A 22,501-nucleotide genomic window follows, 5' to 3' on the forward strand; every position below is an offset into this window, starting at 1 on the left:
CCCGATTTCTCACCAATTGAAAATTGTTGGTCGAAAGTCAAAAGTATACTACGTTCGCTCAGTCCCAGAAATTATCCAGATTTAGCCAAAGCAATTGAAGAAGCTTTTAATAAAGTGTCTCTACAAGATATCCGTAACTGGTTTACTCACTCCTGTTACTGTACCTCACTAGAGTAGTAAACGCTATATTGGCATAGACGCTGAGCAAAAGTAGATATTAGGTTTCCTGACGTCAACTAAATCTATGGTTATAGGCGATCGCACTTGAATTAGTTTTTCTGGCGTAGCCCTCTCTGAAAACGATCTGCTAAAATAACAGCCATGAGTGGTTGTGCGAATCCACCCAATAAGGGTATAGAACTTATAAGAGCTAGCGATATGAGCGTCGGGTCAATCTTTTGGTTGAGGACTCCCAAAATAGCATTCTCTGCTGCTCTGCGCGTGTATAAGCGGCAAGTGACATTCGCATTCTTCATATACACATCGATCATATCTGACGCATTGTTGACAGAGATAAGCTCAATATAGACACGATCTCCTGGATTCAAAAGCTCAATATTTAAATCAAGAACACTATTTTCGCGTTTGGCCTCAATAATTTCTCCAAAGCCAACCTCTGGTTGAGTCTTTAGAGTGTAACCGACTATTTTCGCGCCTTTGTCAAGGCGTATCCGTACTGGTTGGTTTCCGATAGCTTGAGTACCGGAATTAAAGACTTCAAGGTTAAACAAGAATACCGAGTTTGCTCGTTCACCTGCATATGTGACCTCAAGATCGTTACGGATGGTGTCTGCAAATGAAAGTAACGAAGATGCATCATTGACAATGCAATCCACACGCCTGATCTTGTTCGTCTTCTGCCAGATGAATACGGATACACTTGCCGTGACTATTGATCCAGCAAGCGCACCAAGGATAGCAGCAACCGTAGGATTATCATACCAAGCCATCCGCTCGTATCACTCCCTATTAACTTAGCGGTCTAACTCTAGTTTAGACACCTCATTCAACTTAGCCTCGGTCGCATCCAACCTAGCTTCAATAGCCGCTAGCCTATCTGATTCCCCTGTATCAGCTTAAATCCCTTGTGAAATGTACCTCAGCACCAGCCTATTGAGACTGGTGTTTTACTGTTTAGCTATCTCCTCCAGTTGCCTCTTTACTTCAGGGTCTAGCTTGATGCTGAGTGTCATCTTGGTTGCTATCTCAAAAGGAGACCCTTAGCGTAGCATCGCTTTCACTAATTTTGGTATTTTCAACAACCAAAATTTCATCAATCAGCCCACTGGGGAGGTACTGCCCCTCGTACAGCAATGTTGTAAGCATTGCACCTCGCTTTTCGGTCTCCAGTGGAAATAATGGGTGGTATAGGAGTTGAACCTATCTCTGCGGATTAAAAGCCCGCTGCACAGCCGATATGCCAACCACCCTCAAATAATCCGAGTGACAGGATTTGAACCTGCAACATAAAAGTCCCCAGACAGACGCGATCGCCAAACTGCGCCACACCCGGATAAAAAGCTTGAGTTTGCAGGGACACGATATATCGTGCCCCTACGATGCAGTACTCCTGCTGCACCTAATTTGTGCAGAAAGAGTCTACTTCAGAATCTTGGAGACAACGCCAGCACCGATAGTGCGACTGCCTTCGCGAATGGCAAAGCGCATACCTTGCTCGATCGCGATCGCCTTGAATAACTCAACCGTCATCTTGACGCGATCGCCCGGTATCACCATGTCAGTTGCACTGCCATCTTCTGCCGTGAAAGATGCGATCGTACCCGAGATATCGCTTGTCCGCACGTAGAACTGAGGACGATAGCCTGGGAAAAATGAAGTTTTGCGACCTCCTTCTTTTTCCGTCAGGAAGTAAACCTCAGACTCAAACTGAGTGTGAGGTTTAATCGAACCGGGCGCAGCAATTACCATACCCCGCTCGACTTCATCTTTCTCGATACCCTGAAGCAACAAACCGGTAGTATTGTGAGAAATCCTGAGCGCGTCGATAACCGTTGTACTGCGAGTGTCTTTGAGTCCAACCAGTTCAAGCGTATCGCCAACCTTGACTCTACCGCCCTCGATCCTACCCGTCGCCATCGTACCCCGACCTTTGATCCAGAAGACATCCTCCACTGCCATCAGGAAAGGCTTGTCCAGTTCCCGTTCTGGTGTGGGAATGTAGGAGTCTACAGCATCCATGAGTTCGTAGATGCGATCGACCCACTCATTCTGACCTCGCTGAGTCTTAGGTGCAGCCGTCATCTTCTCCAACGCTTGGAGTGCCGAACCTGCCACAATGGGAATCTCATCACCGGGGAAGTTGTAGGAACTCAGGAGATCGCGAATTTCCAGTTCCACTAACTCCACCAGTTCTTCATCGTCCACCATGTCTTTCTTATTTAAAAAGACAACGAGGTGAGGCACTCCAACCTGCCGTGCCAGCAGGATATGCTCCCGCGTCTGCGGCATTGGGCCATCAGCCGCCGACACCACCAAGATGGCACCATCCATTTGAGCAGCACCCGTAATCATATTTTTCACGTAATCAGCATGACCGGGGCAGTCTACGTGAGCATAGTGTCGAGCACTGGTTTCATACTCAACGTGAGCCGTATTAATCGTGATTCCCCATTGCCTTTCCTCTGGGGCTGCATCGATTTCATCGTACCCTTTAGCTGTTGCCTGACCCAGCGCTGCTAGAGTCATCGTAATTGCTGCCGTTAAAGTCGTTTTTCCGTGGTCAACGTGACCGATGGTGCCGATATTGACGTGGGGTTTAGTCCGCTCAAATATTGCGCGTGCCATGCATTTGATACTTGATACTCCTTTTACTTTTACTTGGTGGAAACTTCCTCGACCTGAATTGGAACCAGGAACCCTGCGGTTAACAGGTGAGAAATCTGGCGTTGAGCGATCGAGGAATAACCCCTTACCCAAGAGTCGTTCGCGAAGCGTTCTCCGAAGGAGTACTTGGTCGCCGTCCTTAGGAGGGACAGGTCTCCATCCCGCAGGTAAGGGAAGGATTAACCCGTGCAAGTTTGTAAAGCATTAGGTTTAGTCGGTTAACAGCCGAGTATGTATGCTTTACCTGTTAGGGCACGGGTGAGAATTGGCTCCGGGAGTAGGACTTGAACCTACAACGACGCGGTTAACAGCCGCGAACTCTGCCAATTGAGCTATCCCGGAATAACCCCTCGCCCAAGAGTCGAACTTGGTCACCAGCCTTCGGAGGGCTAGGTCTGCATCCCGCAGGCAAGGGAAAAAAGTAATTTCAAATTTCAGATTGAAGTTGCAGATTTAAAAATTGAAATTAATTGTAAAAACTGAATCAGTTCTAATTTGAGAGGTTTTATATTCATGGCTTCTACAAATCCCAGCTTTTTTCATTTTGTAAGGTACGCGATCGCATATTTGTTGCGCTAACGTTACCAATCAACCGCCGCTACTAACCTCAAATACCTAATAGATAACCTTTCGGTGCTCGGGTGCATTGGGGTTGTTATGCTGTTCGACCGGGTAGCATTTTTTTACTCATAACTCACATCTTTCGTAGATTTAGAAACTTCCAAGTCGCTGTCTGACCAAGTTTGCTAACTTCTGATCTGATCCTTGCCTGAACAATATCGCCTTCTTTGATGCCTTCCTTTTCTAAAAGTCGCTTATCTTCTTCTTCCAAATCCACATTGACTTGTAAGCTATTGCTTACATCTTCAAGCGTAATTTCTGGAGGCTCAATGTCCAAATCAACTTCCAACACTGTATAAAATCCTGAAAACACAACTATTTTCGTGTTTGGATGGAAAGCCGTAGGCATTCCAAGAAGAATTGAAGAAGCATTTCTAAGCTTCAAGTTCACATCTTCAGAGTTTTTAACGGACTCATAATTCTCCGACACAGACTGCTTTGTTGCTTCGTCTACGACTTTCAGAAAACGATCAAACGTCATCTCCGGTGTTGGTGGAAGTTCACCAATCAGATCGCTGACTATTTTCTTAAATTCATTCAATACCTGTATTGCATCACTCTTTAACTCATTATTATCCTTTTGTTTGAAGTCTTGATTGTAATGTAGACAGTCATTTCTAATTTTTCGTATTACATCAAGACTGCCGTGAATGGTTTCTGTAATAAGACCTTCATTTTTTAGGGTGTTGATTCTTCTATACTGACTTTCAGTAACTAGCTTTTCCCGCCCCAAATTGGTAGCTAAAAACTTTGTGAAATCTTCAGCCGAGATTCCTGTGAGAGCAATACAGCCAGTGTAAAACCCAAATTCAAATAAATTTTCCGCCTCTTTCAAAAGTTTTATAAAATCGCTGACAGATGCTAAATATAAAATATCTTCAATTAACCATTTTCTTTCAATAATCTCATCAAGATTATTATCGAACCATTCTTTAATAATATCTCTGTATGCTGCTTTATCTCTCTCGATATATACCTTTCTTTGGCTTCCATCTATTAAAGAATAATTATATTTATTAAAGTCAATATACATAATTCTACAGATAGCTTTTCGGTAAATTGATTTCCCTATACTAGCAGATAGTCTCCAAGCAATGCCTTCACCAGCAACCTAGAGCAACAAAGCTATTAATTGTGTCGCAGTTGCGGTTGAACTCTCCTATTGGTAATATTATCCCGCACTGCCGGTCTAAGGCACTCAAGTCTAGAAATACTACCGCATAAAGCGGTCTGCTTATGAGCAATCCACCGGGGAGGTACTGCCCCTCCTACCTCTGCGTTATCAGCACGGTGCCTCGCTTCTCGGCCTCCGGTGGAAAACCGAAGATGAAGGAATCGAACCTTTACAGGTATTACCTGTACCCCAGCTTTCGAGACTGGTTGCCATCCATTTAGCAGCATCTTCCTTAAAGCACACCAAATAACTATTGCCGTCTAGGAGTGCAAGCTTGGAGGAAGGTGGAAGAATCGAACTCCTACGGTTATTAGCCGTACCACGGTGTTCAAGACCGCTTGCCGTCCACTCGGCGGCACCTTCCTTGAGGGTGTCTGACGGGACTCAAACCCGTTACGGCTTGCCTCACAAGCAAGTGCCGCGATCGCTTTGGCTTCAGACACCATAGTGGAGTCAAGGGGACTCGAACCCCTCACATCCTGCGTGCAAAGCAGGCGCTCTACCAAATGAGCTATGACCCCGTAAAGGTGGATCTGGTGGGGGTCGAACCCACAGCCTCTTCTTTGCAAGAGAAGCGTTCTCCCATTGGAACTACAGACCCATTTAGGCAGGAGTGGTAGGACTTAAACCCACATCATCCGAGGTAGAAGCTCGGCGCTCTATTCCCTTGAGCTACACTCCCATGATTGGTAGTCCTGACAGGGCTTGAACCTGTGACATCCTCTTTGTAAGAGAGGCGCTCTCCCGACTGAGCTACAGAACTAAAAGCGGATGATGGGACTCGAACCCATGCGCTAAGTATGGCGAACTCAGATGCTAGCCACTACATCACACCCGCATATCTGAAAGAGCGGATAACAGGACTCGAACCCGTATCATAAGCTTGGAAGGCTATTGTGCTAGCCATTGCACCATATCCGCTTGAGAGCAGGTGGCGAGATTTGCACTCGCAAGAAGGCTTTACAAGAGCCTCATGTTGCTGTTACATCACACCTGCATTATTCAAAGAGCAGACGGCGGGGGTTGAACCCACATCAAGGACTTACCATGCCCTTATGTTTCCGGTTACACCACATCTGCTTGAAGCAGGCGGCGAGAGTCGAACTCGCATCAGAAGATTACGAAACTCCTATGCTTGCCATTGCACCACGCCTGCAATTTGGTGGCGGGGGCAGGAGTCGAACCTGCTGATAAGAGGCTTATGAGACCTCCAAGCCTACCCTGGCTACTTCACCCGCATCGCACCAATACCCTTAACTGGACTGGAAAATCAAAAATTATGACTATAATCTTTTTATCGCAATACCTCACAGTTATGGCTCAGAAAGCAGAAGTTGAGTGCGATTACTGCCATAAGCGATTTACTCGCTCCATTAGTAAGTACAACCAGGATCTAAAAAAAGGTTGGAGGCAGTTCTGCTCTCAAGAATGTCAATGGTTAGCTCGGAACAAGAGAAAACAGGTGATTTGTGCCTGCTGTGGTACTACATTTATCAAAGAAGAAGCCCAAATTAGACAAACCAAGAATAATTTTTGTTCTCAATCTTGCTCGGCCAGTTATTCTAATCGACATAAAACCAAAGGAAACCGAAGGTCAAAACTTGAAGGTTGGATAGAATCTCAACTATCCCTGCTCTATCCAGCGTTAGAAATACATTACAACCGTAAGGATGCTATTAACGCCGAGTTAGACATCTATATTCCATCTCTCAGCCTAGCCATAGAGCTAAATGGAATTTTCCATTATGAGCCGATATATGGAGAGGATAAGCTGTTAAAAATCCAAAACAATGATGAAAGGAAATTTCAAGCTTGTCTAGAAAAAGGTATAGAGCTATGTTTGATTGATACTTCAAACTTCACTTACTTTAAAATAGACAAAGCTCAGAAGTACCTACAAATAGTTACTCAGATCATCGATAAGAAGTTGGCTCATCTTGAAATCTCAAGGTAGTTGACTTATTACCATGCGAAGCTACACCCTACTAATGCTCTTGGTGGGAGTCGAACCCACATATATAGAAATCGGGTCTAAGCCGATCGCGTCTTCCAATTCCGCCACAAGAGCAAGAAATTGAATACTCCTGGTGAGATTTGAACTCACATCCTACCGTCCCTGAAACGGTCGCCTCTTTCCAGTTGGGCTACAGGAGCAAACATAAACGATTTGGGTGATTCGAGTAGTGCGATCGCTGCGCTTCACACATTTAGGATTTAACACCCAATACCCCTGACTGGGATCGAACCAGCATCAACTTTGTACTCAACAAAGTATGTCTACCTGTTGCATCACAGGGGCGTATCGGGATGACAGGATTTGAACCTGCGACCATCAGCTCCCAAAGCTGCTGCGCTACCAAGCTGCGCCACATCCCGTTGATACTCCTGGTGGGGATCGAACCCACAAAAATAAAGCACAGATTTTAAGTCTGCCGCGTCTTCCAATTCCGCCACAGGAGTGAGTTTTGATGCTCCTAGTGGGAGTCGAACCCACACATAAATAACAACTACTTTTGAGGTAGCGGCCTCTTCGAGTTGGGCTACAGGAGCGTGATTTGGCTGCCCTGCCTGGGTTTGAACCAGGACTCTTCCCGTTCAAAGCGGGAGATGTTGCCAGTTACACCACAGGGCAATGAGTGGATGCCGGGACAGGGCTTGAACCTATATCTCAGATTTCAGAGAACTGCGACTTGCCTATTCGTCCACCCGGCAATGAAATAAATGGCTGCCCTGGTAGGGATTGAACCTACGACCGTTCGCTTAACAGGCGATCGCTCTTCCACTGAGCTACAGGGCAACGACAGCCCCCCAGGTCGGAACCGAACCGACGACCTCCTGTGCTTCAAACAGGCGCTACTACCAACTGAGCTACCGGGGGAAGTTTCAACGGAGAGGGAGGGATTTGAACCCTCGTCAAGTTACACTCGATCAATCTTTCCAGGATTGCGCCTTAAGCCACTCGGCCACCTCTCCATTTGAACGAGAGCGGAGGGACTCGAACCCCCACGTCTTCGGTTTCGTAGACCGAGATTTTATCCATTTAAACTACGCTCTCATTTGTTGTAAGGAAAACAGTCAATTGACTGCACTGCCCTGGCAGGAATCGAACCCGCGATCGCCGAGTTAACAGCTCGCTGCTTTACCACTCAGCTACAGGGCATTAGTAGTGCTGACGGGACTTGAACCCGCAAATCACTTGATTGAAAGCCAAGCGGCTTAAACCATTTGCCTACAGCACTATGAAAGGCGAGGGGACTGAGATTTGAACTCAGATCATCGGTTTTGGAGACCGAGATGTTGCCGTTACACCATCCCCACATAGATTTGAACTTTGAATCTAAAATCCAAAATTCAATGGGTCGTGCAGGAGTCGAACCTGCGATGCATGAAAGCCACCGTTTTACAGACGGTTGCCTACACCAGTAGGCGACACAACCCAGAAACGGAGAGGACAGGACTCGAACCTGCAATGGGATTTCCCAAACTTGTTTAGCAAACAAGCGCCTTAACCATTCGACCACCTCTCCAAATAGCCCCAGGGAGATTTGAACTCCTCGTTTCCGCCTTGAGGGGGCAGCGTCCTAAACCGCTAGACGATGAGGCTTTGTGTATCAGTAGGAGTAGCAGGACTTGAACCTGCGACCTGTCATCTTATGAGGATGCCGCTCTACCAACTGAGCTATACTCCCATCTCCGCCTTGCCAGAGCGGCGTCCTAACCACTAGACGAGCGAACCTTGCGAACTGAAGTGGGAGTAGCAGGACTCGAACCTGCGACCATACGGTTAAGAGCCGTCTGCTCTGCCAACTAAGCTATACTCCCTTAAAACAATTGCAAGGTTGAGAGGTCGAGGAGGGATTTGAACCCACGAATTTCTCTTTTGCAGAGAGACGCCTTCAACCACTTGGCTACTCGACCTCGATTATTCAGGCAATTTGTTCTCTGCAAGGAGATGCAGATACTAAATTGCCCGATAGCCCCAACGGGATTTGAACCCGTGTCTTCCGATCGAAATTCAGAAATCCTTGGCCTCTAGACGATGGGGCCATGTGATGAGAGCAACCAGGTTTAACTGTCTGAATTGCTGCTGAACGAGGCTGACGGGACTTGAACCCGCGACATCTTGTTCGACAGACAAGCACTCTACGCAACTGAGTTACAGCCTCATAATTTCAGCAGAAGTTCAGCAAATGCTCTCACTACAATCGTGTTACATCTCAGGTTTGTGGGGTGATGAGCCTTTAGGAAATGCGCGATCGCGTTTACCTTTTCAGCTACATTCCCCACTTGAGATGTCTGTGCCTAACATAATCAGCACAGATTAACTATCAAATAGGTGATTTATTATTTAGTTTTCAAGGTTCAGTAAAAAGCCTGTGAATATTTACAAAAACAACCTGCGCTCTAGGTAATAAACCTCTTGTATATTACGAATAGCTCTGGCGTTTTTGGCTTGTCTGAAGTTTGTATTATCCGCTTGTTTCGTATCTACTTCAGGTTTTTGGGAAGTAGATTCAGGCGGCACTTCAGGCGATTCTGGCTGATGCCAGAGTTTATTAATTAGTCGGATGTAGATTAACACCATGACTCTTTTAGGGGTTAGAGGTTGTTGTCTCTTTCCCTCTCTCCATACATTTATACTACATAAATGCTACAAGTGATGTCAAGGGGTTTGGAAAAATTTTTTTTGAGGGTGTAAGTGCATGGTTTAGCAGCGCTTCTAGTTGGTTGCGGTAGATAGTAGATGGGTATATCCAGATGTAGCGATCGCCCTTCCGCTTTGCACAGTCGCAAGTCGCTTGAAGCAGAGGCGATCGCATACTTTGCAACAAGCTAGGAGTTGTTCAACACAAAACAGATGTTGCACAAAGCGATCGCCCCCCGTTCCCAATAAAAAAGGCGGGCAAGATGCCCGCCCTACAAAGTGTTTTGAATTGTATTACCTCAAAGAAGAGGTACAAACTTGAGAATCCTGCCAAAGCTTGAAGAGGAAGAATTCAGTGCGATCGCCTTCGCCTTCGCGCGACTTTCGCCTTCGGGCAAATGCGAAGGCTACTTGCTTTTCTTATCTAAATACCCTTTAAGACCAAAACCGCTCCCTAAACCACCTGCAAATGCAACGGTCAACTTCAGTAGCTCTCTATAAACTTCTACATCTTTATTGACTAAGAAAACCGTTAACAATCCAAAAAATATTAAAATTATAACCGTATTAATCAAAGTGTACTTTCTAGCTGCTTGAGCATCAGCAAACGTCCTTTCATCATCTTTTTCTACAATATCAAGTATTTTGGAAATATGCCCTTCATTAATTTTGTCTTGAAGCGGCGAGCCAAAAGGTGTAGAAATACGTTGCATTGAGAGGGTTGCTTGCATAACTCTCTTTACTTCTGGAGGAAGGTTTTCTAGTTCAGCAGTAATTTTGTCTAAATCTCCCCCTTCATCATCTTGTTCATCTCTTTTTTTATCGGGGGTTTCATCGGATGCAGGTTCTCGCTCTGACATACTATCTGCTCCTCAAAATACGAGAAAAATCTGCTTTATAAACAGATGCTTCCATCTCAGAAATATCTGATTCTAGTAAAATACATAATTTTGAACGCCAGAACTGCATAAGCTTACGTTCCAGAGCGTCTTGAACCCTTTCTTCTACTTCATTCTCGATAAATATTGAACAGGCGTACCTAACTAAATACTCAAATGTCTTATCGCTAATTTCTCCCTTTGCGTGCAAATAAGAAAAGTAAGACAAAGAACCCTTAAGGCTTTCTACATTCAAGCCCGTAAAATTATCTCGGCTTAATACTAAGTCTTTGTTTGAAGCAGATTTAGCTATTCTCGCGTTTCGTTTGTCTTGTACAAGCACAGGGATATTCCTCAACTCGTAAAAAAATTGTGGTAAATTACCCTACCTAAACTATTGTACTTTTAGATGGGCTAGGGGAATTAGTCTAGAAGAAAAGGGCGGGCAAGATGCCCGCCCTACAAAGTGTTTTGAAGTGTATTACCTCAAAGAAGAGGTACAAACTTGAGAATCCTGCCAAAGCTTGAAGAGGAAGAATTCAGTGCGATCGCTCATCGCCGTCACAAACACACCCTCTCCACACCCGGAACCTGCCGATAACCAAGTTCCATACAGACAGACTTCGACATACTCAGCATCGCAGACAGACATCTGAATAATTTCCGATCCTTCTCGTCGCGCCTCAATCTGCAACTGAGCTAGTTCTGGCAGATCCGCAGGCAGCAAAAACGAAGCCGTACTGGGTTGCACGCAGACGCCGTTTCCGACTCGTAGCGCCAGCATCACTCGCGCACTCACCCAATCTTCTAGAGATTGAGCCAGATGCTCTAAGTGAAATCCGGTTTCCATGTAAGTGAGTTTCAGCATATTCTGGTGTTTTCCCCCTATTCCAGGTGTTCTTGCTGCTCTTTCCAGAACTGTTCGGCAAACGCAACCGCTGGGTGCATTGGTGCTTTGGGCTGGCTAAGGAGTGGCATACCAGCTATAAGCGGCGTGCGATCGCCCTTTCGTTGGTTACACCTCTCGCAAGCTGTAACTACGTTATCCCATTTGTGTTTTCCACCCTTTGACACGGGAATGACGTGATCGATCGTCAGCTGTTTCGTGCTGCCGCAGTATTGGCAGGTGTGATGATCTCGCTTGAGCAGTTCGCGCCTATTGACTGGCGGCACTTTCCACACCCGTTCAGCGCCAGCTATCGTCAAGCGGATATGTTCTGGCACTTGGTAAACTACACTGGGCGATCGCACTGCTATCCCACTCCCACCCGCAAAATCAAGTGGTTCGGCTTTGCCAGTAACAATCAGAATAATTGCTCGTTTGATATTTACTCGACTGACTGGGAGGTAATTTCTAGAAAAAACCACCACCGATCGACCTAACACTTGAGTTGCGCTTGTCACGACTAGGCTCCTTATACAAGAACCCCCGCTTCTACTTAGTAGAAGCGGGGGCTGGAAAAACTTTTTCAGTCTTCTCGTCCTATGTTTGTACAGCTACTATGCGCCTGTACTTCCCGCTTCGCTCGTCTATATGCGGATCTGCTGCTTGCAGATCCTTTCTACCGTCTAGATTATTGCCAATATTTTTAAATTCCTCTGGTAAGCCCTGCCCTCCTATAAATACATACTCCACGCCCATAGCCGCTGATTCCCAACTGCATGAGCGGCTGGCCAAATAATGACTGGGGTTGGAGTAGGTAGGTCGAAGGTTCACTGAAGGCTACTTTAAAAGATAAAGATCAAGGTGACTTTTTAAATACTACACTGATATTACAACCCTGTCCACTGTTTTAAGGAGAAAAGATCGTGCATACCCTTCCTCGGACTTCAACAACTGAAATGGAAGTTACCAGCATTCGCCTCGAACGCGAACTTAAGGAAAGGCTCAAGGAACTTTCCGGCCATCAGGGATATCAAGCGCTCATCCGAGATATCCTCTGGAATTATGTGCAGCATAAATCCGATGACTATAAACCTTTGGTAACAAAAGCGGATATTCGAGCCAGCATTGAAGCGACTGCCCAGCAGGAGGAACGTTGCGTACTTACAGGCAAGTTTATCCGACCAAATGAGCCGATGTTTCTAGGACTGACGACCAAGGGAGATATGGTGCCCTTGAGTATAGACAGTTTATCGTCGAGGTAGAATTTTTCTTCGAGCAATCGGATAAACGAAAAAGGCGATCGCGAAGCTTATCCCCAAAGAGCAATTTGCATAAATTCCACCTGGAACACCTTCGGGGCGATCGCCGGGCAAATCTATTATCAAGAGACAGCAGATTTTGCTTGCGGCATATACCGCAAGCAAAAAGGCGATCGCTCTCAACTCCCTTCAAGGAGAAGAGGCGCGATCGCCCACAATATCATTTTGTATTTGGGGTTAGCGACTAAGGATTAAGAAATTCCGCGATCGCCACTCCTTGTAGAGACGCGATAAATCGGAGTCTCCCACTTCCCAGCATTAAACATCCTGTTCGCTTAAATCGCGAGTCATGTGGTCGAATGGCTTATCCACAAACGACGTATCAGCAACACCAGCTGCTACAACTTGTTCCTTAACAATATCCTTCATAATCTGGATACCGCGAACAGTAGGCCCAATAGGTACGCCTAACGAGTTGTAGGTTTCCCGCAGACCTTGCAGCACGCGCTCGTCCAGCACATTCATATCACCTGCAACCAGTGCATAACTGGCATAGCGCAGGTAATAGTCCATATCCCGCAGACAAGCAGCATAGCGTCTCGTCGTATACGCATTTCCGCCCGGTCTAATCAGTTCCGGCAATTCTTCAAACAGCCGCGAACCCGCCTGTTTGACAATAGCCGCAGCATTAGAATTAATCACAGCCGCCGCCTGGACTCGTGCCGTGCCCGTCTCAAAGTAAGATTTAAGCGAATCAACGGCATTGCGATCTAGGTAACGCCCGGTAACATCGTAATTTTTAATCAGGTTTGTGACTGCGTCGCGCATGAAATAGCTCTCCCAACAACAGATCTTTATACGTTTACAGCAATCTGCTTATCCTATCCATTTATAATCCCACAGCAACGGCTCGTGCAGGTTTAATTGACAACGTGACTTTACAAAGAAACCCGGTTTCATTTGCGAAACCGGGCTTCTGATATCTTGTTCATAGTTGCGTCCACTAAATTTCAGGCGCTAGTACGAAACGCTTCTACCTTCGCCCCGCCTGTAGACGACTTGCGTGCCCCAGCACCCACTTTCCCACGGCTAGCTCGCTTGAACCAATTTATCTCCAATACTGGCCGCGAAACCAATTCCAATTCTTCTGGATATCTGGGCTTTGGATCGTTGACCAACCATATTGGTGGCACCATCATTGGGTCATATTCAGCAATTATATCTACAACACCAGGACGCTGCTTGAGCTGCACCCTAGCCCCAGCGCGGTACTGGAGTTCTTCTTGGTGGTCTAAATCAGCATTTAAATTAAACATCAATCTTTTTTTGGCTAAACAGTATCTTTTGATACTATTTTACAAACTTATGAATGAGATTGGAAAGCCATATATAAGTTTTGCTACAAATTTTAATGTTTCTCGGTTCATCCCCAACTATGAGGGGATATTCTGTATCCCATAATACAAAACGTCATTTAGCCTATCTTTAGGATGATGCAGGTATAGCGAAGGCTTCTGTCCTAAAGATCGGTTGCCCTAATCGAGTCCTTTATCTCCCACCCCTTGACCTCGCCCTCCACTAGACCTGATGATTGGTTACGCTGTTTTCCCGCTTCCCTGGATTTGAGCCAGCTTAGAAATTAAGGAGTCATTCATGTTCCAGACCCCGCAAGAGTTCCTGAATTACGTTAAAGAAAAGAACATTCAAATAATTGACCTAAAGTTCATCGATACGCCAGGTATCTGGCAGCACCTCTCGCTGTACCAAAACCAAATTGACGAGAGTTCCTTTACAGAAGGCGTACCTTTCGACGGCTCAAGCATTCGGGGTTGGAAAGCCATCAACGAATCAGACATGATGATGGTACTAGATCCAACAACCGCCTGGATCGACCCATTCATGGCAGAACCGACTTTAAGCGTCGTCTGTAGCATCACAGAACCTCGCACAGGTCAACCTTACAACCGCGACCCCCGCACCATTGCACAGAAGGCAGTAGACTACCTAATTTCCACTGGCATTGGCGATACCGTCTTCATTGGCCCAGAAGCTGAGTTCTTCATCTTTGATGATGTCCGCTTTGACCAAAACCAGCATGAAGGCTATTACCACGTAGATTCCATCGAGGGACGTTGGAATTCTGGTAGAAAAGAAGAGGGTGGCAACCTCGGTTATAAGCCCCGCTACAAAGAAGGTTACTTCCCAGTTGCGCCGACCGATACCTCCCAGGATATGCGGACGGAAATGCTGCTGACGATGGCGAAGTGTGGCGTGCCGATTGAAAAGCACCACCATGAAGTCGCTTCGGGGGGTCAGTGCGAACTGGGTTTCCGCTTTGATACTTTGATCAAGGCTGCTGACTCGTTGATGACCTATAAGTATGTCATCAAGAACGTTGCCAAGAAATATGGCAAAACCGTTACTTTCATGCCGAAGCCTGTATTTAACGACAACGGCTCTGGGATGCACACCCACCAGTCAATCTGGAAAGATGGGCAACCGCTGTTTGCAGGCGATAAGTATGCTGGCTTGAGTCAAATGGCTTTGCATTACATCGGTGGTTTGCTCAAGCACGCTCCGGCGCTTTTGGCTTTAACTAACCCCACGACCAATTCTTACAAGCGTCTGGTTCCGGGCTTTGAAGCACCAGTGAACCTTGCCTACTCCCAAGGCAACCGTTCTGCTTCGATACGGATTCCCCTCTCTGGCAGCAATCCCAAGGCGAAGCGGTTAGAGTTCCGCTGCCCTGATGCTACCTCTAACCCATACCTTGCCTTTGCTGCGATGCTCTGTGCTGGGCTTGATGGCATCAAGAACCAGATTGACCCAGGCGAACCTTTGGATGTGGATATCTACGACCTCAGCCCAGAGGAGTTGAGCAAGATTCCTTCTACTCCAGGTTCTTTGGATCTGGCACTCGAAGCGCTGGAGAAGGATCACGCTTTCTTGACCGAACCGGGCGTGTTTACGGAAGACTTTATCAATACGTGGATTTCCTACAAGCTTGATAACGAAGTCAACCCAATGCGTCTGCGTCCTCACCCTTATGAGTTCGCTCTCTATTACGATTGCTAATTTTTGGGGTTTAGGTTAGGGAAGAATTTATTACATCTTGCTTCTTCCATCGCAACTTGCGATCGCCGCTACCATTCTCTGGTGGCGGTTTTTTTGCGTCTGGCTAAGGACAGAGGGCAATTATTAAAAGCTAATTACAATTAAAAATATGTTGTTACAAAACGACATAAAAATAATCGCCGTCATCTTGTTGCACGTATGCTTCGGCGAAGGCAGAGGCGAGGCTGGTCAAGAAAGCGCGATCGCGATCCCCTAATTCTCCGCTCACCCCATTTAAGATAATTCCCATGTCTGACACTCTAACCAAGCTGACCTACCAAACTTTTCAGCAGGGCAAAAGTTACTTTGGTTTAGCTCACAAAATTATAAGTACGCGGTTGCTGAACCTAATTTCTCCTAACGATAAGCAGCTGACCAAACCTCTGCCGCCAGAGCTTCTACTCAAAGCACAACAAAAGCTTGAGCAGATTATTGAAGCAGACTGGCAAGATGCCGAACGCGGTATATATCCCGAAAGTTTGCTCTTTGATAACCCTTGGGAAGATTTTTTCCGCTACTACCCCGTGCTTTGCCTAGATACTCTACAAATCTGGGAGCGAGCTAACCAAAAGCGATATCAAGAATTCTCTCCAGAGATTTCAACAGAAGGTTATCCCAGCTACTACCTGCAAAACTTCCATCACCAAACAGATGGCTACTTAAGCGATTTATCAGCAAATCTCTATGATTTGCAGGTGGAAATCTTGTTTGGTGGTTCGGCTGATGCTATGCGGCGGCGAATTCTCGCTCCGTTGAAAAAAGGGCTGAAAGCTTTTGATTCTATTTCACCAAAACAAATTCGCATTCTTGATGTAGCCTGTGGAACTGGTCGCACGCTTAAAGCAATCCGTGCTGCTTTACCTGGGGCATCTCTTTACGGTACGGATTTGTCACCTGCTTACTTGCGTAAGGCAAATCAGCTCTTGTCGGAAATTCCAGGAGAATTGCCGCAACTGCTACACGCTAATGCTGAGGAACTACCTTACCTAGATAACTATTTCCATGCGACAACATGCGTTTTTCTATTCCACGAGTTACCTCCGGCAGTCCGCCAGCGCGTAATCGAGCAATGCTATAGGGTGACGCAACCTGGGGGAGTATTTGTTATCTGCGACTCTATTCAGGCAAGCGATGCTCCGGAACTGGTACCAATGATGGACAGCTTCCACGAAACATTTCACGAGCCATATTACAAGCACTACATGACCGACAATCTCGTAGAACGTCTTGAGCAAGCAGGCTTCGAGGATATAAGAACGGAAGTTCACTTTATGAGCAAGTATTTGATTGCTCAAAAGCCTGTGGCTGTCACGACAACCCTGCATCAGGAGTTCTCAACACAACGAGAACTGTCTGCACAGAAGAATTAAGTTAATATTGCGAAAGGTAAGTTAATAAAGCGAAATAAAGATGACAGTTGCATATCCCCGTAAATTCGGTAATGCGCTAGGCGGGCGCGACATATTAAAGCAAGTGGTGCGCGATCGCGAAATTCATCTACTTACACTCAATCGCTACCGTTTCAGCGAACAACGCAGCTGCAAAGACCTCACAGATGTGATCGAACAGCTCAACGGCAAGCCAGTTGAACTGGTGCGCGACTTGTCTCGTCACATTTCTGATGAGGCGCGTCATGCCATGTGGTTGACAGACTTGTTAGTAGATTTGGGAGCGGGCATCGGTACGCCGCCTGGGGTATCATACATCGATGAATTTGAACGGTTGCTAGACAGCGACCAAAAAGACCCAGTTAAGGATCTCGAAGACTTTGTGATTTCGTCAATGGCAGCGATTAACGTTACCGAAAAGCGAGGTTGCGAGTATTTCTCCGCCCACATTTACGCCCTCAAAAACGCCCCCCAAACTGAAGAGAATATCAAAATCCGCGAAACTATTGAACGGATTCTGCCAGAAGAAGCAGGTCACGTTCGCTGGGGAACGCGCTGGCTGGCACAAATAGCCGATAAAAGTCCGGAACATCGCCAGAAGGTGGAACAAGCCAAGCGCAAGTATGCGGCAATTGAACAAGCTGCCTTTGAATCCGGCATGGATATCATGCTGGGTGCAGAACTGCGCCGAGTCGGGAAGCTAGTGGATATTGCTAATACGATGCCTTTGTGGCAACGTCCCCAGTATTTGATGGAGCGTTTGCCGCAGACATTGCTAGCACCAGATTTGCAGATGACGCGCATTGAAATTGTGCAGCGAGTTATGCGTCGCAATCCACAGGATTTGATGGAAAAGTTTGTGCCGATGTTCTTGAACGGATTGAACGGCGTTCCGAAAAAGGAAAAGAAGGAAACTGTGTAGATTTGAGTTAGAGGCAAATCCCAAAGTTTTTGGGATTTGCCTGCTAAATTTCTGTTATAAATTGCGCCTTAACTTTCTTTTCATCCAGTTCCAAACTCGGCGAAAACTCAAGTAACGACGATATTTCTGAGCCGCTTCTTTACCTACTAGCAATAAACCAAGCCAAAACATCAGTTCCGCCATAACGCCAAGAAGCGGAATTAGTAGTGTTTTTTGGGCCAAGGAAAGTGGCAGCAATGGCACAACCGAGAATATTGCAATCGGGGGCAGAAAAGATACAACAATTAAAAACAAACCCAAATTCTGGGCTTTCAACTTTTAACCCCAGTTGTAGCAATGCCTCGAATAAACTGGCGCTGACCGATGAGGAAAAGCAGCACTACTGGGACGGTGGCAATTACTACAGCGGCCATCATTAAAGGCCAGTTATTAGTGAATTGCTCTTGAAAGCTAGCTAATGCCAGTTGCACTGTCTTAAGTTCAGGTCGAGTTGTAAAGACCAACGGTTTGAAGAGGTCGTTCCATTCACCAATAAAAGTGAAGAGAAACAGCGTTACTAAGGCTGGTCGAGCTAAGGGTAACATTACACGCCACAAAATCTGTAGGCGGTTTGCGCCATCCAGCGCCGCCGCTTCTTCTAGTTCGATGGGGATGGTTTGGAAGTATTGACGCAGCAGAAAAATGCCAAAGCCGTTAGCTGCTGTGGGCAAAATCAGCGCTCCATAGGTATTGATTAAGTGGCCCCATTTTAGTACTAGAAAAATGGGGATTACCAGCAGTTGGAAGGGAATAACGAGGGTTGCGAGGACAACTAGGAGGATGGCTTGCCGACCCTTGAATTTGAGTCTAGCTAGGGCATAACCTGCTAGGGCTGAGGTGATAATTTGAAAAGCGGTTACGGCGATCGCTACTAGAGTGGAATTGGCAAAGGCTAGGAGAAAGTCACCGCCTTTCCATGCCGCTTGGTAGTTAGCCAAAGTAGGGTTAGCGGGAAAAATCCCCCCTCCGGGATTTGCACCCGCGCTTTCAAAAGAGGTGAGGAACACAACGCCTAGTGGTAGCAGTACAATTGCTGCACCCAGCAGTAGCAAAATTAGGCTCGCCTGCTCCCCCAATCGAGATGGTTTATTATTTGGAGGTCTTTTAGGCATAAATACACATTTAACCCTATGCTTTTACTATTAGATGGGATATTCTTCCTTTTGGGGAAACTTAATCAACACCGATTAGGTCTAACATACATAGACGTTTGTTAAATTAAATTTAACCGTTTTGCTCCTCACCCTCAAGCTAAAGCGTTGAGATATCTCATATAACCCTAGTTACGCAAACAGGAGAAAATCGACTTATGCAGCAGATTGCAGCTAATGACGCAATCGACTACCAGAGCGAAACATATAAAGACGCCTACAGTCGCATCAACGCGATTGTGATTGAAGGGGAACAGGAGGCCCACGAAAATTACATCAGTCTGGCCGAGATGCTGCCAGATGATAAGGATGAGTTGAGCCGCCTCTCTAAAATGGAGAGTCGTCACAAAAAAGGATTTGAAGCCTGCGGTCGGAATTTGAAGGTGACGCCAGATATGGAGTTTGCCCGTGAATTCTTTAGCAGCCTGCACGGGAATTTCCAGCAGGCAGCGGCTGAAGGCAAATTGGTAACTTGTCTGCTGATTCAATCGCTAATTATTGAATGCTTTGCGATCGCAGCCTACAACATCTACATTCCCTTTGCTGATGACTTCGCCCGTAAAATTACTGAAGGCGTTGTCAAAGAAGAATACAGCCACTTAAACTTTGGTGAAGCTTGGCTAAAAGCTCACTTTGAGGAAGCGAAAGCTGAACTCGAAGAAGCAAATCGCCAAAACCTTCCCCTAGTCTGGAAAATGCTGAATAAAGTCGAGGCTGATGCTCGCGTTCTCGGCATGGACAAAGATGCCCTAGTTGAGGACTTCATGATTCAGTACGGAGAAGCGTTGAGTAATATCGGTTTCAACAGTCGCGAACTCATGCGGATGTCAGCGCACGGGTTGGCATCTGTCTGAATAAGAAGCATCTTAAATTAGCCATTAGCCCCTCGCGGCTGACGGCTAATTATTGGCAGCTTTTTGTAATATTTTTAACAGCTTTTCCAGGTCGTTTCTACCATCAATACGGTTGCGGTTCGGAAGTTCAGGTCTAAATAGAGTAATTCATGTTTGGTCTAATCGGTCACCTTACCAATTTGCAACACGCCCAGTCCGTCGCTAGAGAGCTAGGCTACCCAGAATACGCCGATCAAGGGCTGGATTTCTGGTGCAGTGCGCCACCGCAAATCGTCGATAACATAACAGTCACAAGCATTACAGGTCAAAAAATTCAAGGGCAATATGTAGAATCCTGCTTTGTGCCAGAAATGCTGGCAATGGGCAGAGGTAAGGCGGCGGTGCGAAAAGTTCTCAACGCCATGGCTCATGCCCAAAAGAATGGAATTAACATAAGCGCTCTGGGTGGCTTTTCCTCGATTATTTTTGAAGAATTTAACCTGCACGAGAGCAGGCAGGTTCGCAACATCCGCTTAGAGTTCGACCGATTTACAACAGGCAATACCCACACGGCTTATATTATCTGCCGTCAGGTGGAAGAAGCATCCAAGAAGCTGGGGATAGAACTATCCAAGGCGACAGTTGCTGTATGCGGTGCGACAGGAGATATTGGCAGTGCAGTCTGTCGGTGGTTGGACGCCCGTACTGATGTAGCCGAGTTACTATTGATTGCCCGCAAGCAGGATCGATTGCAAGCTTTGCAGGCGGAACTCGGACGGGGCAAAATTATGGTACTAGAGGAGGCGCTGCCCCAGGCTGACATTATAGTTTGGGTGGCAAGTATGCCCAAGGGAGTTGAAATCGATCCAACCACATTAAAGCAACCTTGTTTGGTGATTGATGGGGGTTATCCCAAAAACATGGCCAATAATATTCAGCATCCTGGCGTGTATGTTGTTAACGGTGGCATTGTGGAGCATTCCCTGGATATTGACTGGCGAATTATGAAAATCGTCAACTTAATGGAAGCTCCGACACGACAGTTGTTTGCTTGTTTTGCTGAATCAATGCTCCTGGAATTTGAAAAGTGGCACACCAACTTTTCTTGGGGTCGCAATCAAATTACCGTCGCAAAAATGGAGCAAATTGGTGAAGTTTCGGTGAAGCACGGATTCCGACCGCTATTGTCATTCTGAAGGTAAGACTTGTTATCCCTTGGAATGCAACACATCCCCCAACCCCCCGCTCGTCGGGGGGCTAGGGTAAGTAATTCGCAAGCTAAATGTGCTAATTAATTTCAGGTTTTGCCTTCTTGTGACGGGCTAGTGGCAGGGCTGACTTTGATAAAACTGGTTTTATAGATAACAGGGGTAAACTGGCAATCGAGCCGCAGCTCTATGTAGTTTCTTGCTTTTCAGACGGGTTGACGCAAATCTACATGAATGGCAAGTATTGCTGCTTCGACAAAACTCAGAAGGTTGTAATTATCAGCCGAGTTTGATTGAGTTTAATAATTGTTGGTGAAAAAAGCTAGGGCAGGTGGCGGCTATGATTCCTGTGCTAACTAAGCGATTATCGCTGCAAGGCTTGAAAGTGGCAAGCGGGGGTACATTCGCTTGTAGGAGTAGGGGAGAGCGATCGCCCTACTTAACCTGGAAGTGACGGATATAGGTTTATCCAGCCTTGGCTACGTTTCTTGCACTCACTACAGGTTAGGATCTATAAAGTTTCCTAAATGTTATCGAAATTGTTAACGTGGCAAGTCCTGAGCGCAAGCCGTTACTGTTAGATTTTGAAAAGCCGCTCTCTGAGTTAGAGACGCGGATTGAGCAGATTCGCGAACTGGCTGAAGAAAATAACGTCGATGTCTCTGAACAAATTCGCCAACTGGAGGCGAGAGCAGTGCAACTTCGACAAGAAATTTTCAGCAGTTTATCACCAGTGCAGCGGCTACAGCTAGCTCGGCATCCCCGGCGTCCGAGTACGCTGGACTATATCCAAGCGATTAGCGATGAATGGATGGAAATGCATGGCGATCGCGGTGGTTATGACGATCCCGCTTTAGTTGGTGGCCTCGCCCGTTTAGCTGGTCGTCCCGTCGTGATGCTCGGACATCAAAAAGGCAGAGACACTAAAGATAATGTCGCCCGTAATTTTGGGATGGCGGCTCCTGGTGGCTACCGTAAAGCAATGCGGTTGATGGAACACGCCAATCGCTTTGGGATGCCAATCATAACTTTAATCGACACCCCTGGCGCGTCACCAAAATTGGAGGCTGAACAACTAGGGCAAGGAGAAGCGATCGCCTTCAATCTCCGCGAAATGTTCCGGCTTGACGTACCCATTATCAGCACCGTCATTGGCGAAGGCGGCTCGGGAGGAGCGCTTGGCATTGGCGTCGCCGACCGACTGTTGATGTTTGAACACTCAGTTTACACGGTTGCCACCCCGGAAGCTTGTGCGGCAATCCTCTGGAAAGACGCAGCTAAATCTCCCCAAGCGGCAGAGGCGCTAAAAATTACCAGTACCGATTTGAAAAACCTGGGCATTCTCGACCAAGTGTTGCCAGAACCAGTTGGCGGGGCACACTCTAATCCCCTTAAGGCAGCAGAAATTCTTAAATCCGCGCTGTTGCAGAACCTAACGGAACTTAGTCAACTTACTGGCCACGAGCGTCGAACTCTACGTTATCAAAAGTTTCGTAGCATTGGTGTTTTTACGGAAATGTCTGCCTGAGAAGACTTGGC

Annotated in this window: 26 protein-coding genes, 35 tRNA genes and 1 pseudogene; 12 read left to right on the forward strand and 50 right to left on the reverse strand. The window is 46.5% G+C overall.

The features are described 5' to 3' along the window. Positions 1-177: pseudogene (locus H6F77_RS27790) on the forward strand (IS630-like element ISMae26 family transposase); the annotation flags it as partial. Between the two features lie 92 nt (positions 178-269). Here the strand turns inward: H6F77_RS27790 and H6F77_RS05280 are convergent. From H6F77_RS05280 to H6F77_RS05355, 17 genes are all read right to left on the reverse strand, one after another. Beyond that, complete coding sequence (locus H6F77_RS05280; protein ID WP_190486105.1) at positions 270-950, reverse strand: hypothetical protein; 681 nt, start codon at positions 948-950, stop codon at positions 270-272. A 409-nt stretch (positions 951-1,359) separates the two neighbouring features. Continuing rightward, positions 1,360-1,430 (reverse strand) — tRNA-Lys (locus H6F77_RS05285). Between the two features lie 169 nt (positions 1,431-1,599). Then, the gene (gene tuf / locus H6F77_RS05290; protein ID WP_190486255.1) at positions 1,600-2,805 is read right to left on the reverse strand and encodes an elongation factor Tu; all 1,206 of its coding nucleotides are present in this window, start codon (positions 2,803-2,805) and stop codon (positions 1,600-1,602) included. Between the two features lie 305 nt (positions 2,806-3,110). Continuing rightward, positions 3,111-3,186: transfer RNA gene (locus H6F77_RS05295), tRNA-Asn, on the reverse strand. A 352-nt stretch (positions 3,187-3,538) separates the two neighbouring features. Then, a complete protein-coding gene (locus H6F77_RS05300) occupies positions 3,539-4,498 on the reverse strand; it encodes a DUF4145 domain-containing protein (RefSeq protein ID WP_190486107.1) in 960 nt (319 codons plus the stop codon). Between the two features lie 287 nt (positions 4,499-4,785). Further along, positions 4,786-4,871 (reverse strand) — tRNA-Ser (locus H6F77_RS05305). A gap of 43 nt (positions 4,872-4,914) precedes the next feature. Beyond that, a tRNA-OTHER gene (locus tag H6F77_RS05310) sits at positions 4,915-5,003 on the reverse strand. Next, positions 4,968-5,096: a hypothetical protein gene (locus H6F77_RS28240; protein ID WP_255515692.1), complete on the reverse strand. Its 129-nt coding sequence runs from the start codon at positions 5,094-5,096 to the stop codon at positions 4,968-4,970. Before H6F77_RS28240 ends, H6F77_RS05310 begins: the two co-directional genes overlap by 36 nt. Then, positions 5,088-5,160 (reverse strand) — tRNA-Ala (locus H6F77_RS05315). The genes H6F77_RS28240 and H6F77_RS05315 overlap by 9 nt, the downstream gene beginning before the upstream one ends. Before the next feature lie 7 nt (positions 5,161-5,167). Continuing rightward, positions 5,168-5,240, reverse strand: a tRNA-Ala gene (locus tag H6F77_RS05320). A gap of 7 nt (positions 5,241-5,247) precedes the next feature. Beyond that, positions 5,248-5,321 (reverse strand) — tRNA-Arg (locus tag H6F77_RS05325). A 5-nt stretch (positions 5,322-5,326) separates the two neighbouring features. Then, positions 5,327-5,402: transfer RNA gene (locus tag H6F77_RS05330), tRNA-Val, on the reverse strand. Between the two features lie 3 nt (positions 5,403-5,405). Next, positions 5,406-5,477 (reverse strand) — tRNA-Gly (locus tag H6F77_RS05335). An 11-nt stretch (positions 5,478-5,488) separates the two neighbouring features. Then, a tRNA-Gly gene (locus H6F77_RS05340) sits at positions 5,489-5,560 on the reverse strand. A 5-nt stretch (positions 5,561-5,565) separates the two neighbouring features. Continuing rightward, a tRNA-Thr gene (locus H6F77_RS05345) sits at positions 5,566-5,636 on the reverse strand. Between the two features lie 11 nt (positions 5,637-5,647). Next, positions 5,648-5,719, reverse strand: a tRNA-Thr gene (locus H6F77_RS05350). Between the two features lie 4 nt (positions 5,720-5,723). Beyond that, a tRNA-Thr gene (locus H6F77_RS05355) sits at positions 5,724-5,795 on the reverse strand. Positions 5,796-5,954: 159 nt separating this feature from the next. On the opposite strand from H6F77_RS05355, the gene H6F77_RS05360 reads away from it, so the two are divergent. After that, positions 5,955-6,593 carry a PDDEXK family nuclease gene (locus H6F77_RS05360; RefSeq protein WP_190486109.1) on the forward strand — a complete coding sequence of 213 codons (639 nt, stop codon included), beginning with the start codon at positions 5,955-5,957 and terminating at the stop codon, positions 6,591-6,593. A gap of 35 nt (positions 6,594-6,628) precedes the next feature. Here the strand turns inward: H6F77_RS05360 and H6F77_RS05365 are convergent. The 22 genes from H6F77_RS05365 to H6F77_RS05470 all read right to left on the reverse strand — a co-directional run bounded on the left by H6F77_RS05365 (position 6,629) and on the right by H6F77_RS05470 (position 8,805). Continuing rightward, a tRNA-Leu gene (locus H6F77_RS05365) sits at positions 6,629-6,707 on the reverse strand. 11 nt (positions 6,708-6,718) lie between these two features. Further along, positions 6,719-6,793 (reverse strand) — tRNA-Leu (locus tag H6F77_RS05370). Between the two features lie 148 nt (positions 6,794-6,941). Further along, positions 6,942-7,015: transfer RNA gene (locus tag H6F77_RS05375), tRNA-Pro, on the reverse strand. 4 nt (positions 7,016-7,019) lie between these two features. Next, a tRNA-Leu gene (locus H6F77_RS05380) sits at positions 7,020-7,099 on the reverse strand. Between the two features lie 9 nt (positions 7,100-7,108). Then, positions 7,109-7,189 (reverse strand) — tRNA-Leu (locus tag H6F77_RS05385). Positions 7,190-7,195: 6 nt separating this feature from the next. After that, a tRNA-Gln gene (locus H6F77_RS05390) sits at positions 7,196-7,271 on the reverse strand. A 5-nt stretch (positions 7,272-7,276) separates the two neighbouring features. Further along, positions 7,277-7,351 (reverse strand) — tRNA-Gln (locus H6F77_RS05395). A gap of 10 nt (positions 7,352-7,361) precedes the next feature. After that, positions 7,362-7,436: transfer RNA gene (locus H6F77_RS05400), tRNA-Asn, on the reverse strand. Between the two features lie 7 nt (positions 7,437-7,443). Further along, a tRNA-Phe gene (locus H6F77_RS05405) sits at positions 7,444-7,517 on the reverse strand. A 9-nt stretch (positions 7,518-7,526) separates the two neighbouring features. Next, positions 7,527-7,612, reverse strand: a tRNA-Ser gene (locus H6F77_RS05410). Positions 7,613-7,619: 7 nt separating this feature from the next. Then, positions 7,620-7,694 (reverse strand) — tRNA-Arg (locus H6F77_RS05415). Positions 7,695-7,727: 33 nt separating this feature from the next. Continuing rightward, positions 7,728-7,799: transfer RNA gene (locus tag H6F77_RS05420), tRNA-Asn, on the reverse strand. Between the two features lie 4 nt (positions 7,800-7,803). Beyond that, a tRNA-Glu gene (locus tag H6F77_RS05425) sits at positions 7,804-7,878 on the reverse strand. Between the two features lie 8 nt (positions 7,879-7,886). Then, positions 7,887-7,957 (reverse strand) — tRNA-Trp (locus tag H6F77_RS05430). A 37-nt stretch (positions 7,958-7,994) separates the two neighbouring features. Continuing rightward, positions 7,995-8,077: transfer RNA gene (locus H6F77_RS05435), tRNA-Tyr, on the reverse strand. A gap of 5 nt (positions 8,078-8,082) precedes the next feature. Beyond that, positions 8,083-8,166, reverse strand: a tRNA-Ser gene (locus tag H6F77_RS05440). Positions 8,167-8,169: 3 nt separating this feature from the next. Next, a tRNA-Glu gene (locus H6F77_RS05445) sits at positions 8,170-8,243 on the reverse strand. Between the two features lie 11 nt (positions 8,244-8,254). After that, positions 8,255-8,328: transfer RNA gene (locus H6F77_RS05450), tRNA-Met, on the reverse strand. Between the two features lie 60 nt (positions 8,329-8,388). After that, positions 8,389-8,461 (reverse strand) — tRNA-Lys (locus H6F77_RS05455). A gap of 22 nt (positions 8,462-8,483) precedes the next feature. Further along, positions 8,484-8,557: transfer RNA gene (locus H6F77_RS05460), tRNA-Cys, on the reverse strand. A gap of 56 nt (positions 8,558-8,613) precedes the next feature. Further along, positions 8,614-8,686, reverse strand: a tRNA-Glu gene (locus tag H6F77_RS05465). A 45-nt stretch (positions 8,687-8,731) separates the two neighbouring features. Beyond that, positions 8,732-8,805: transfer RNA gene (locus H6F77_RS05470), tRNA-Asp, on the reverse strand. Positions 8,806-8,829: 24 nt separating this feature from the next. On the opposite strand from H6F77_RS05470, the gene H6F77_RS28245 reads away from it, so the two are divergent. Beyond that, positions 8,830-8,964, forward strand: a complete 135-nt coding sequence (locus tag H6F77_RS28245) for a hypothetical protein (RefSeq protein ID WP_255515693.1) — start codon at positions 8,830-8,832, stop codon at positions 8,962-8,964. 59 nt (positions 8,965-9,023) lie between these two features. Here H6F77_RS28245 and H6F77_RS05475 read toward each other — a convergent pair whose 3' ends face one another. Then, positions 9,024-9,224: a hypothetical protein gene (locus H6F77_RS05475; protein WP_190486111.1), complete on the reverse strand. Its 201-nt coding sequence runs from the start codon at positions 9,222-9,224 to the stop codon at positions 9,024-9,026. A 139-nt stretch (positions 9,225-9,363) separates the two neighbouring features. Between H6F77_RS05475 and H6F77_RS05480 the strand changes: the two genes are divergently transcribed. Beyond that, positions 9,364-9,606 (forward strand): hypothetical protein, encoded by a 243-nt coding sequence (locus H6F77_RS05480; RefSeq protein WP_190486113.1) that lies wholly within the window; start codon positions 9,364-9,366, stop codon positions 9,604-9,606. Between the two features lie 85 nt (positions 9,607-9,691). Here H6F77_RS05480 and H6F77_RS05485 read toward each other — a convergent pair whose 3' ends face one another. The 5 genes from H6F77_RS05485 to H6F77_RS05505 form a co-directional block, all read right to left on the reverse strand. Further along, entirely contained in the window at positions 9,692-10,144 is a 453-nt protein-coding gene (locus H6F77_RS05485; RefSeq protein WP_190486117.1) for a hypothetical protein, read from the reverse strand. Between the two features lies 1 nt (position 10,145). Continuing rightward, the gene (locus tag H6F77_RS05490; RefSeq protein ID WP_190486119.1) at positions 10,146-10,505 is read right to left on the reverse strand and encodes a hypothetical protein; all 360 of its coding nucleotides are present in this window, start codon (positions 10,503-10,505) and stop codon (positions 10,146-10,148) included. 138 nt (positions 10,506-10,643) lie between these two features. Next, positions 10,644-11,030, reverse strand: a complete 387-nt coding sequence (locus tag H6F77_RS05495) for an alr0857 family protein (protein ID WP_190486121.1) — start codon at positions 11,028-11,030, stop codon at positions 10,644-10,646. A gap of 17 nt (positions 11,031-11,047) precedes the next feature. Beyond that, entirely contained in the window at positions 11,048-11,566 is a 519-nt protein-coding gene (locus H6F77_RS05500) for an HNH endonuclease (protein WP_190486123.1), read from the reverse strand. A gap of 79 nt (positions 11,567-11,645) precedes the next feature. Continuing rightward, the gene (locus H6F77_RS05505; protein WP_190486125.1) at positions 11,646-11,879 is read right to left on the reverse strand and encodes a hypothetical protein; all 234 of its coding nucleotides are present in this window, start codon (positions 11,877-11,879) and stop codon (positions 11,646-11,648) included. A 92-nt stretch (positions 11,880-11,971) separates the two neighbouring features. Between H6F77_RS05505 and H6F77_RS05510 the strand changes: the two genes are divergently transcribed. Further along, the gene (locus H6F77_RS05510) at positions 11,972-12,310 is read left to right on the forward strand and encodes a hypothetical protein (RefSeq protein WP_190486128.1); all 339 of its coding nucleotides are present in this window, start codon (positions 11,972-11,974) and stop codon (positions 12,308-12,310) included. A 315-nt stretch (positions 12,311-12,625) separates the two neighbouring features. Here the strand turns inward: H6F77_RS05510 and apcB are convergent, their stop codons facing one another. Both apcB and H6F77_RS27795 read right to left on the reverse strand, forming a co-directional pair. Next, positions 12,626-13,135, reverse strand: coding sequence for an allophycocyanin subunit beta (gene apcB, locus H6F77_RS05515; protein ID WP_190486129.1), 510 nt, complete (start codon positions 13,133-13,135; stop codon positions 12,626-12,628). 182 nt (positions 13,136-13,317) lie between these two features. Further along, positions 13,318-13,623, reverse strand: a complete 306-nt coding sequence (locus H6F77_RS27795; RefSeq protein ID WP_242021926.1) for a hypothetical protein — start codon at positions 13,621-13,623, stop codon at positions 13,318-13,320. A 337-nt stretch (positions 13,624-13,960) separates the two neighbouring features. Between H6F77_RS27795 and glnA the strand changes: the two genes are divergently transcribed. Further along, positions 13,961-15,382, forward strand: a complete 1,422-nt coding sequence (gene glnA / locus H6F77_RS05525; RefSeq protein ID WP_190486131.1) for a type I glutamate--ammonia ligase — start codon at positions 13,961-13,963, stop codon at positions 15,380-15,382. A 154-nt stretch (positions 15,383-15,536) separates the two neighbouring features. On the opposite strand, the gene H6F77_RS28250 is transcribed toward glnA, so the two are convergent. After that, complete coding sequence (locus H6F77_RS28250; protein ID WP_255515694.1) at positions 15,537-15,671, reverse strand: hypothetical protein; 135 nt, start codon at positions 15,669-15,671, stop codon at positions 15,537-15,539. Here H6F77_RS28250 and H6F77_RS05530 point away from each other — a divergent pair. Continuing rightward, positions 15,670-16,791, forward strand: coding sequence for a class I SAM-dependent methyltransferase (locus H6F77_RS05530; protein ID WP_190486133.1), 1,122 nt, complete (start codon positions 15,670-15,672; stop codon positions 16,789-16,791). The two genes, H6F77_RS28250 and H6F77_RS05530, sit on opposite strands and share 2 nt — an antisense overlap. A gap of 40 nt (positions 16,792-16,831) precedes the next feature. After that, on the forward strand, positions 16,832-17,731 hold the full coding sequence (locus H6F77_RS05535; protein ID WP_190486135.1) for a ferritin-like domain-containing protein: 900 nt from the start codon (positions 16,832-16,834) through the stop codon (positions 17,729-17,731). A gap of 54 nt (positions 17,732-17,785) precedes the next feature. On the opposite strand, the gene H6F77_RS05540 is transcribed toward H6F77_RS05535, so the two are convergent. Both H6F77_RS05540 and H6F77_RS05545 read right to left on the reverse strand, forming a co-directional pair. Beyond that, positions 17,786-18,046 carry a transporter suffix domain-containing protein gene (locus tag H6F77_RS05540; protein WP_190486138.1) on the reverse strand — a complete coding sequence of 87 codons (261 nt, stop codon included), beginning with the start codon at positions 18,044-18,046 and terminating at the stop codon, positions 17,786-17,788. After that, positions 18,043-18,882, reverse strand: coding sequence for a carbohydrate ABC transporter permease (locus tag H6F77_RS05545; RefSeq protein WP_190486140.1), 840 nt, complete (start codon positions 18,880-18,882; stop codon positions 18,043-18,045). The genes H6F77_RS05540 and H6F77_RS05545 overlap by 4 nt, the downstream gene beginning before the upstream one ends. 197 nt (positions 18,883-19,079) lie before the next feature. Here H6F77_RS05545 and H6F77_RS05550 point away from each other — a divergent pair, with 197 nt between their 5' ends. The 4 genes from H6F77_RS05550 (at position 19,080) to accA (ending at position 22,490) form a co-directional block, all read left to right on the forward strand. After that, complete coding sequence (locus tag H6F77_RS05550; RefSeq protein ID WP_190486141.1) at positions 19,080-19,775, forward strand: aldehyde oxygenase (deformylating); 696 nt, start codon at positions 19,080-19,082, stop codon at positions 19,773-19,775. 149 nt (positions 19,776-19,924) lie between these two features. Then, on the forward strand, positions 19,925-20,950 hold the full coding sequence (locus tag H6F77_RS05555) for a long-chain acyl-[acyl-carrier-protein] reductase (RefSeq protein WP_190486143.1): 1,026 nt from the start codon (positions 19,925-19,927) through the stop codon (positions 20,948-20,950). A 161-nt stretch (positions 20,951-21,111) separates the two neighbouring features. Next, the gene (locus tag H6F77_RS28820; protein ID WP_375335923.1) at positions 21,112-21,255 is read left to right on the forward strand and encodes a WG repeat-containing protein; all 144 of its coding nucleotides are present in this window, start codon (positions 21,112-21,114) and stop codon (positions 21,253-21,255) included. Between the two features lie 254 nt (positions 21,256-21,509). Further along, on the forward strand, positions 21,510-22,490 hold the full coding sequence (gene accA, locus H6F77_RS05560; protein ID WP_190486146.1) for an acetyl-CoA carboxylase carboxyl transferase subunit alpha: 981 nt from the start codon (positions 21,510-21,512) through the stop codon (positions 22,488-22,490). Positions 22,491-22,501 lie beyond the last annotated feature (11 nt).

Source organism: Microcoleus sp. FACHB-831 (assembly GCF_014695585.1).
GTDB lineage: Bacteria > Cyanobacteriota > Cyanobacteriia > Cyanobacteriales > FACHB-T130 > FACHB-831.

What these genes read in the sequence shown, in the direction of transcription:
- H6F77_RS05550 (WP_190486141.1), top strand. Translation starts at nt 19,080, where the DNA reads ATGCAGCAGATTGCAGCTAATGACGCAATCGACTACCAGAGCGAAACA.
- H6F77_RS05495 (WP_190486121.1), bottom strand. Translation starts at nt 11,030, where the DNA reads ATGCTGAAACTCACTTACATGGAAACCGGATTTCACTTAGAGCATCTG.
- H6F77_RS05535 (WP_190486135.1), top strand. Translation starts at nt 16,832, where the DNA reads ATGACAGTTGCATATCCCCGTAAATTCGGTAATGCGCTAGGCGGGCGC.
- H6F77_RS27795 (WP_242021926.1), bottom strand. Translation starts at nt 13,623, where the DNA reads ATGTTTAATTTAAATGCTGATTTAGACCACCAAGAAGAACTCCAGTAC.
- H6F77_RS05545 (WP_190486140.1), bottom strand. Translation starts at nt 18,882, where the DNA reads ATGCCTAAAAGACCTCCAAATAATAAACCATCTCGATTGGGGGAGCAG.
- H6F77_RS05555 (WP_190486143.1), top strand. Translation starts at nt 19,925, where the DNA reads ATGTTTGGTCTAATCGGTCACCTTACCAATTTGCAACACGCCCAGTCC.
- tuf (WP_190486255.1), bottom strand. Translation starts at nt 2,805, where the DNA reads ATGGCACGCGCAATATTTGAGCGGACTAAACCCCACGTCAATATCGGC.
- H6F77_RS05475 (WP_190486111.1), bottom strand. Translation starts at nt 9,224, where the DNA reads ATGGTGTTAATCTACATCCGACTAATTAATAAACTCTGGCATCAGCCA.
- glnA (WP_190486131.1), top strand. Translation starts at nt 13,961, where the DNA reads ATGTTCCAGACCCCGCAAGAGTTCCTGAATTACGTTAAAGAAAAGAAC.
- H6F77_RS28245 (WP_255515693.1), top strand. Translation starts at nt 8,830, where the DNA reads ATGCTCTCACTACAATCGTGTTACATCTCAGGTTTGTGGGGTGATGAG.
- apcB (WP_190486129.1), bottom strand. Translation starts at nt 13,135, where the DNA reads ATGCGCGACGCAGTCACAAACCTGATTAAAAATTACGATGTTACCGGG.
- H6F77_RS05530 (WP_190486133.1), top strand. Translation starts at nt 15,670, where the DNA reads ATGTCTGACACTCTAACCAAGCTGACCTACCAAACTTTTCAGCAGGGC.
- H6F77_RS28250 (WP_255515694.1), bottom strand. Translation starts at nt 15,671, where the DNA reads ATGGGAATTATCTTAAATGGGGTGAGCGGAGAATTAGGGGATCGCGAT.
- H6F77_RS05300 (WP_190486107.1), bottom strand. Translation starts at nt 4,498, where the DNA reads ATGTATATTGACTTTAATAAATATAATTATTCTTTAATAGATGGAAGC.
- H6F77_RS05485 (WP_190486117.1), bottom strand. Translation starts at nt 10,144, where the DNA reads ATGTCAGAGCGAGAACCTGCATCCGATGAAACCCCCGATAAAAAAAGA.
- H6F77_RS05360 (WP_190486109.1), top strand. Translation starts at nt 5,955, where the DNA reads ATGGCTCAGAAAGCAGAAGTTGAGTGCGATTACTGCCATAAGCGATTT.
- H6F77_RS05280 (WP_190486105.1), bottom strand. Translation starts at nt 950, where the DNA reads ATGGCTTGGTATGATAATCCTACGGTTGCTGCTATCCTTGGTGCGCTT.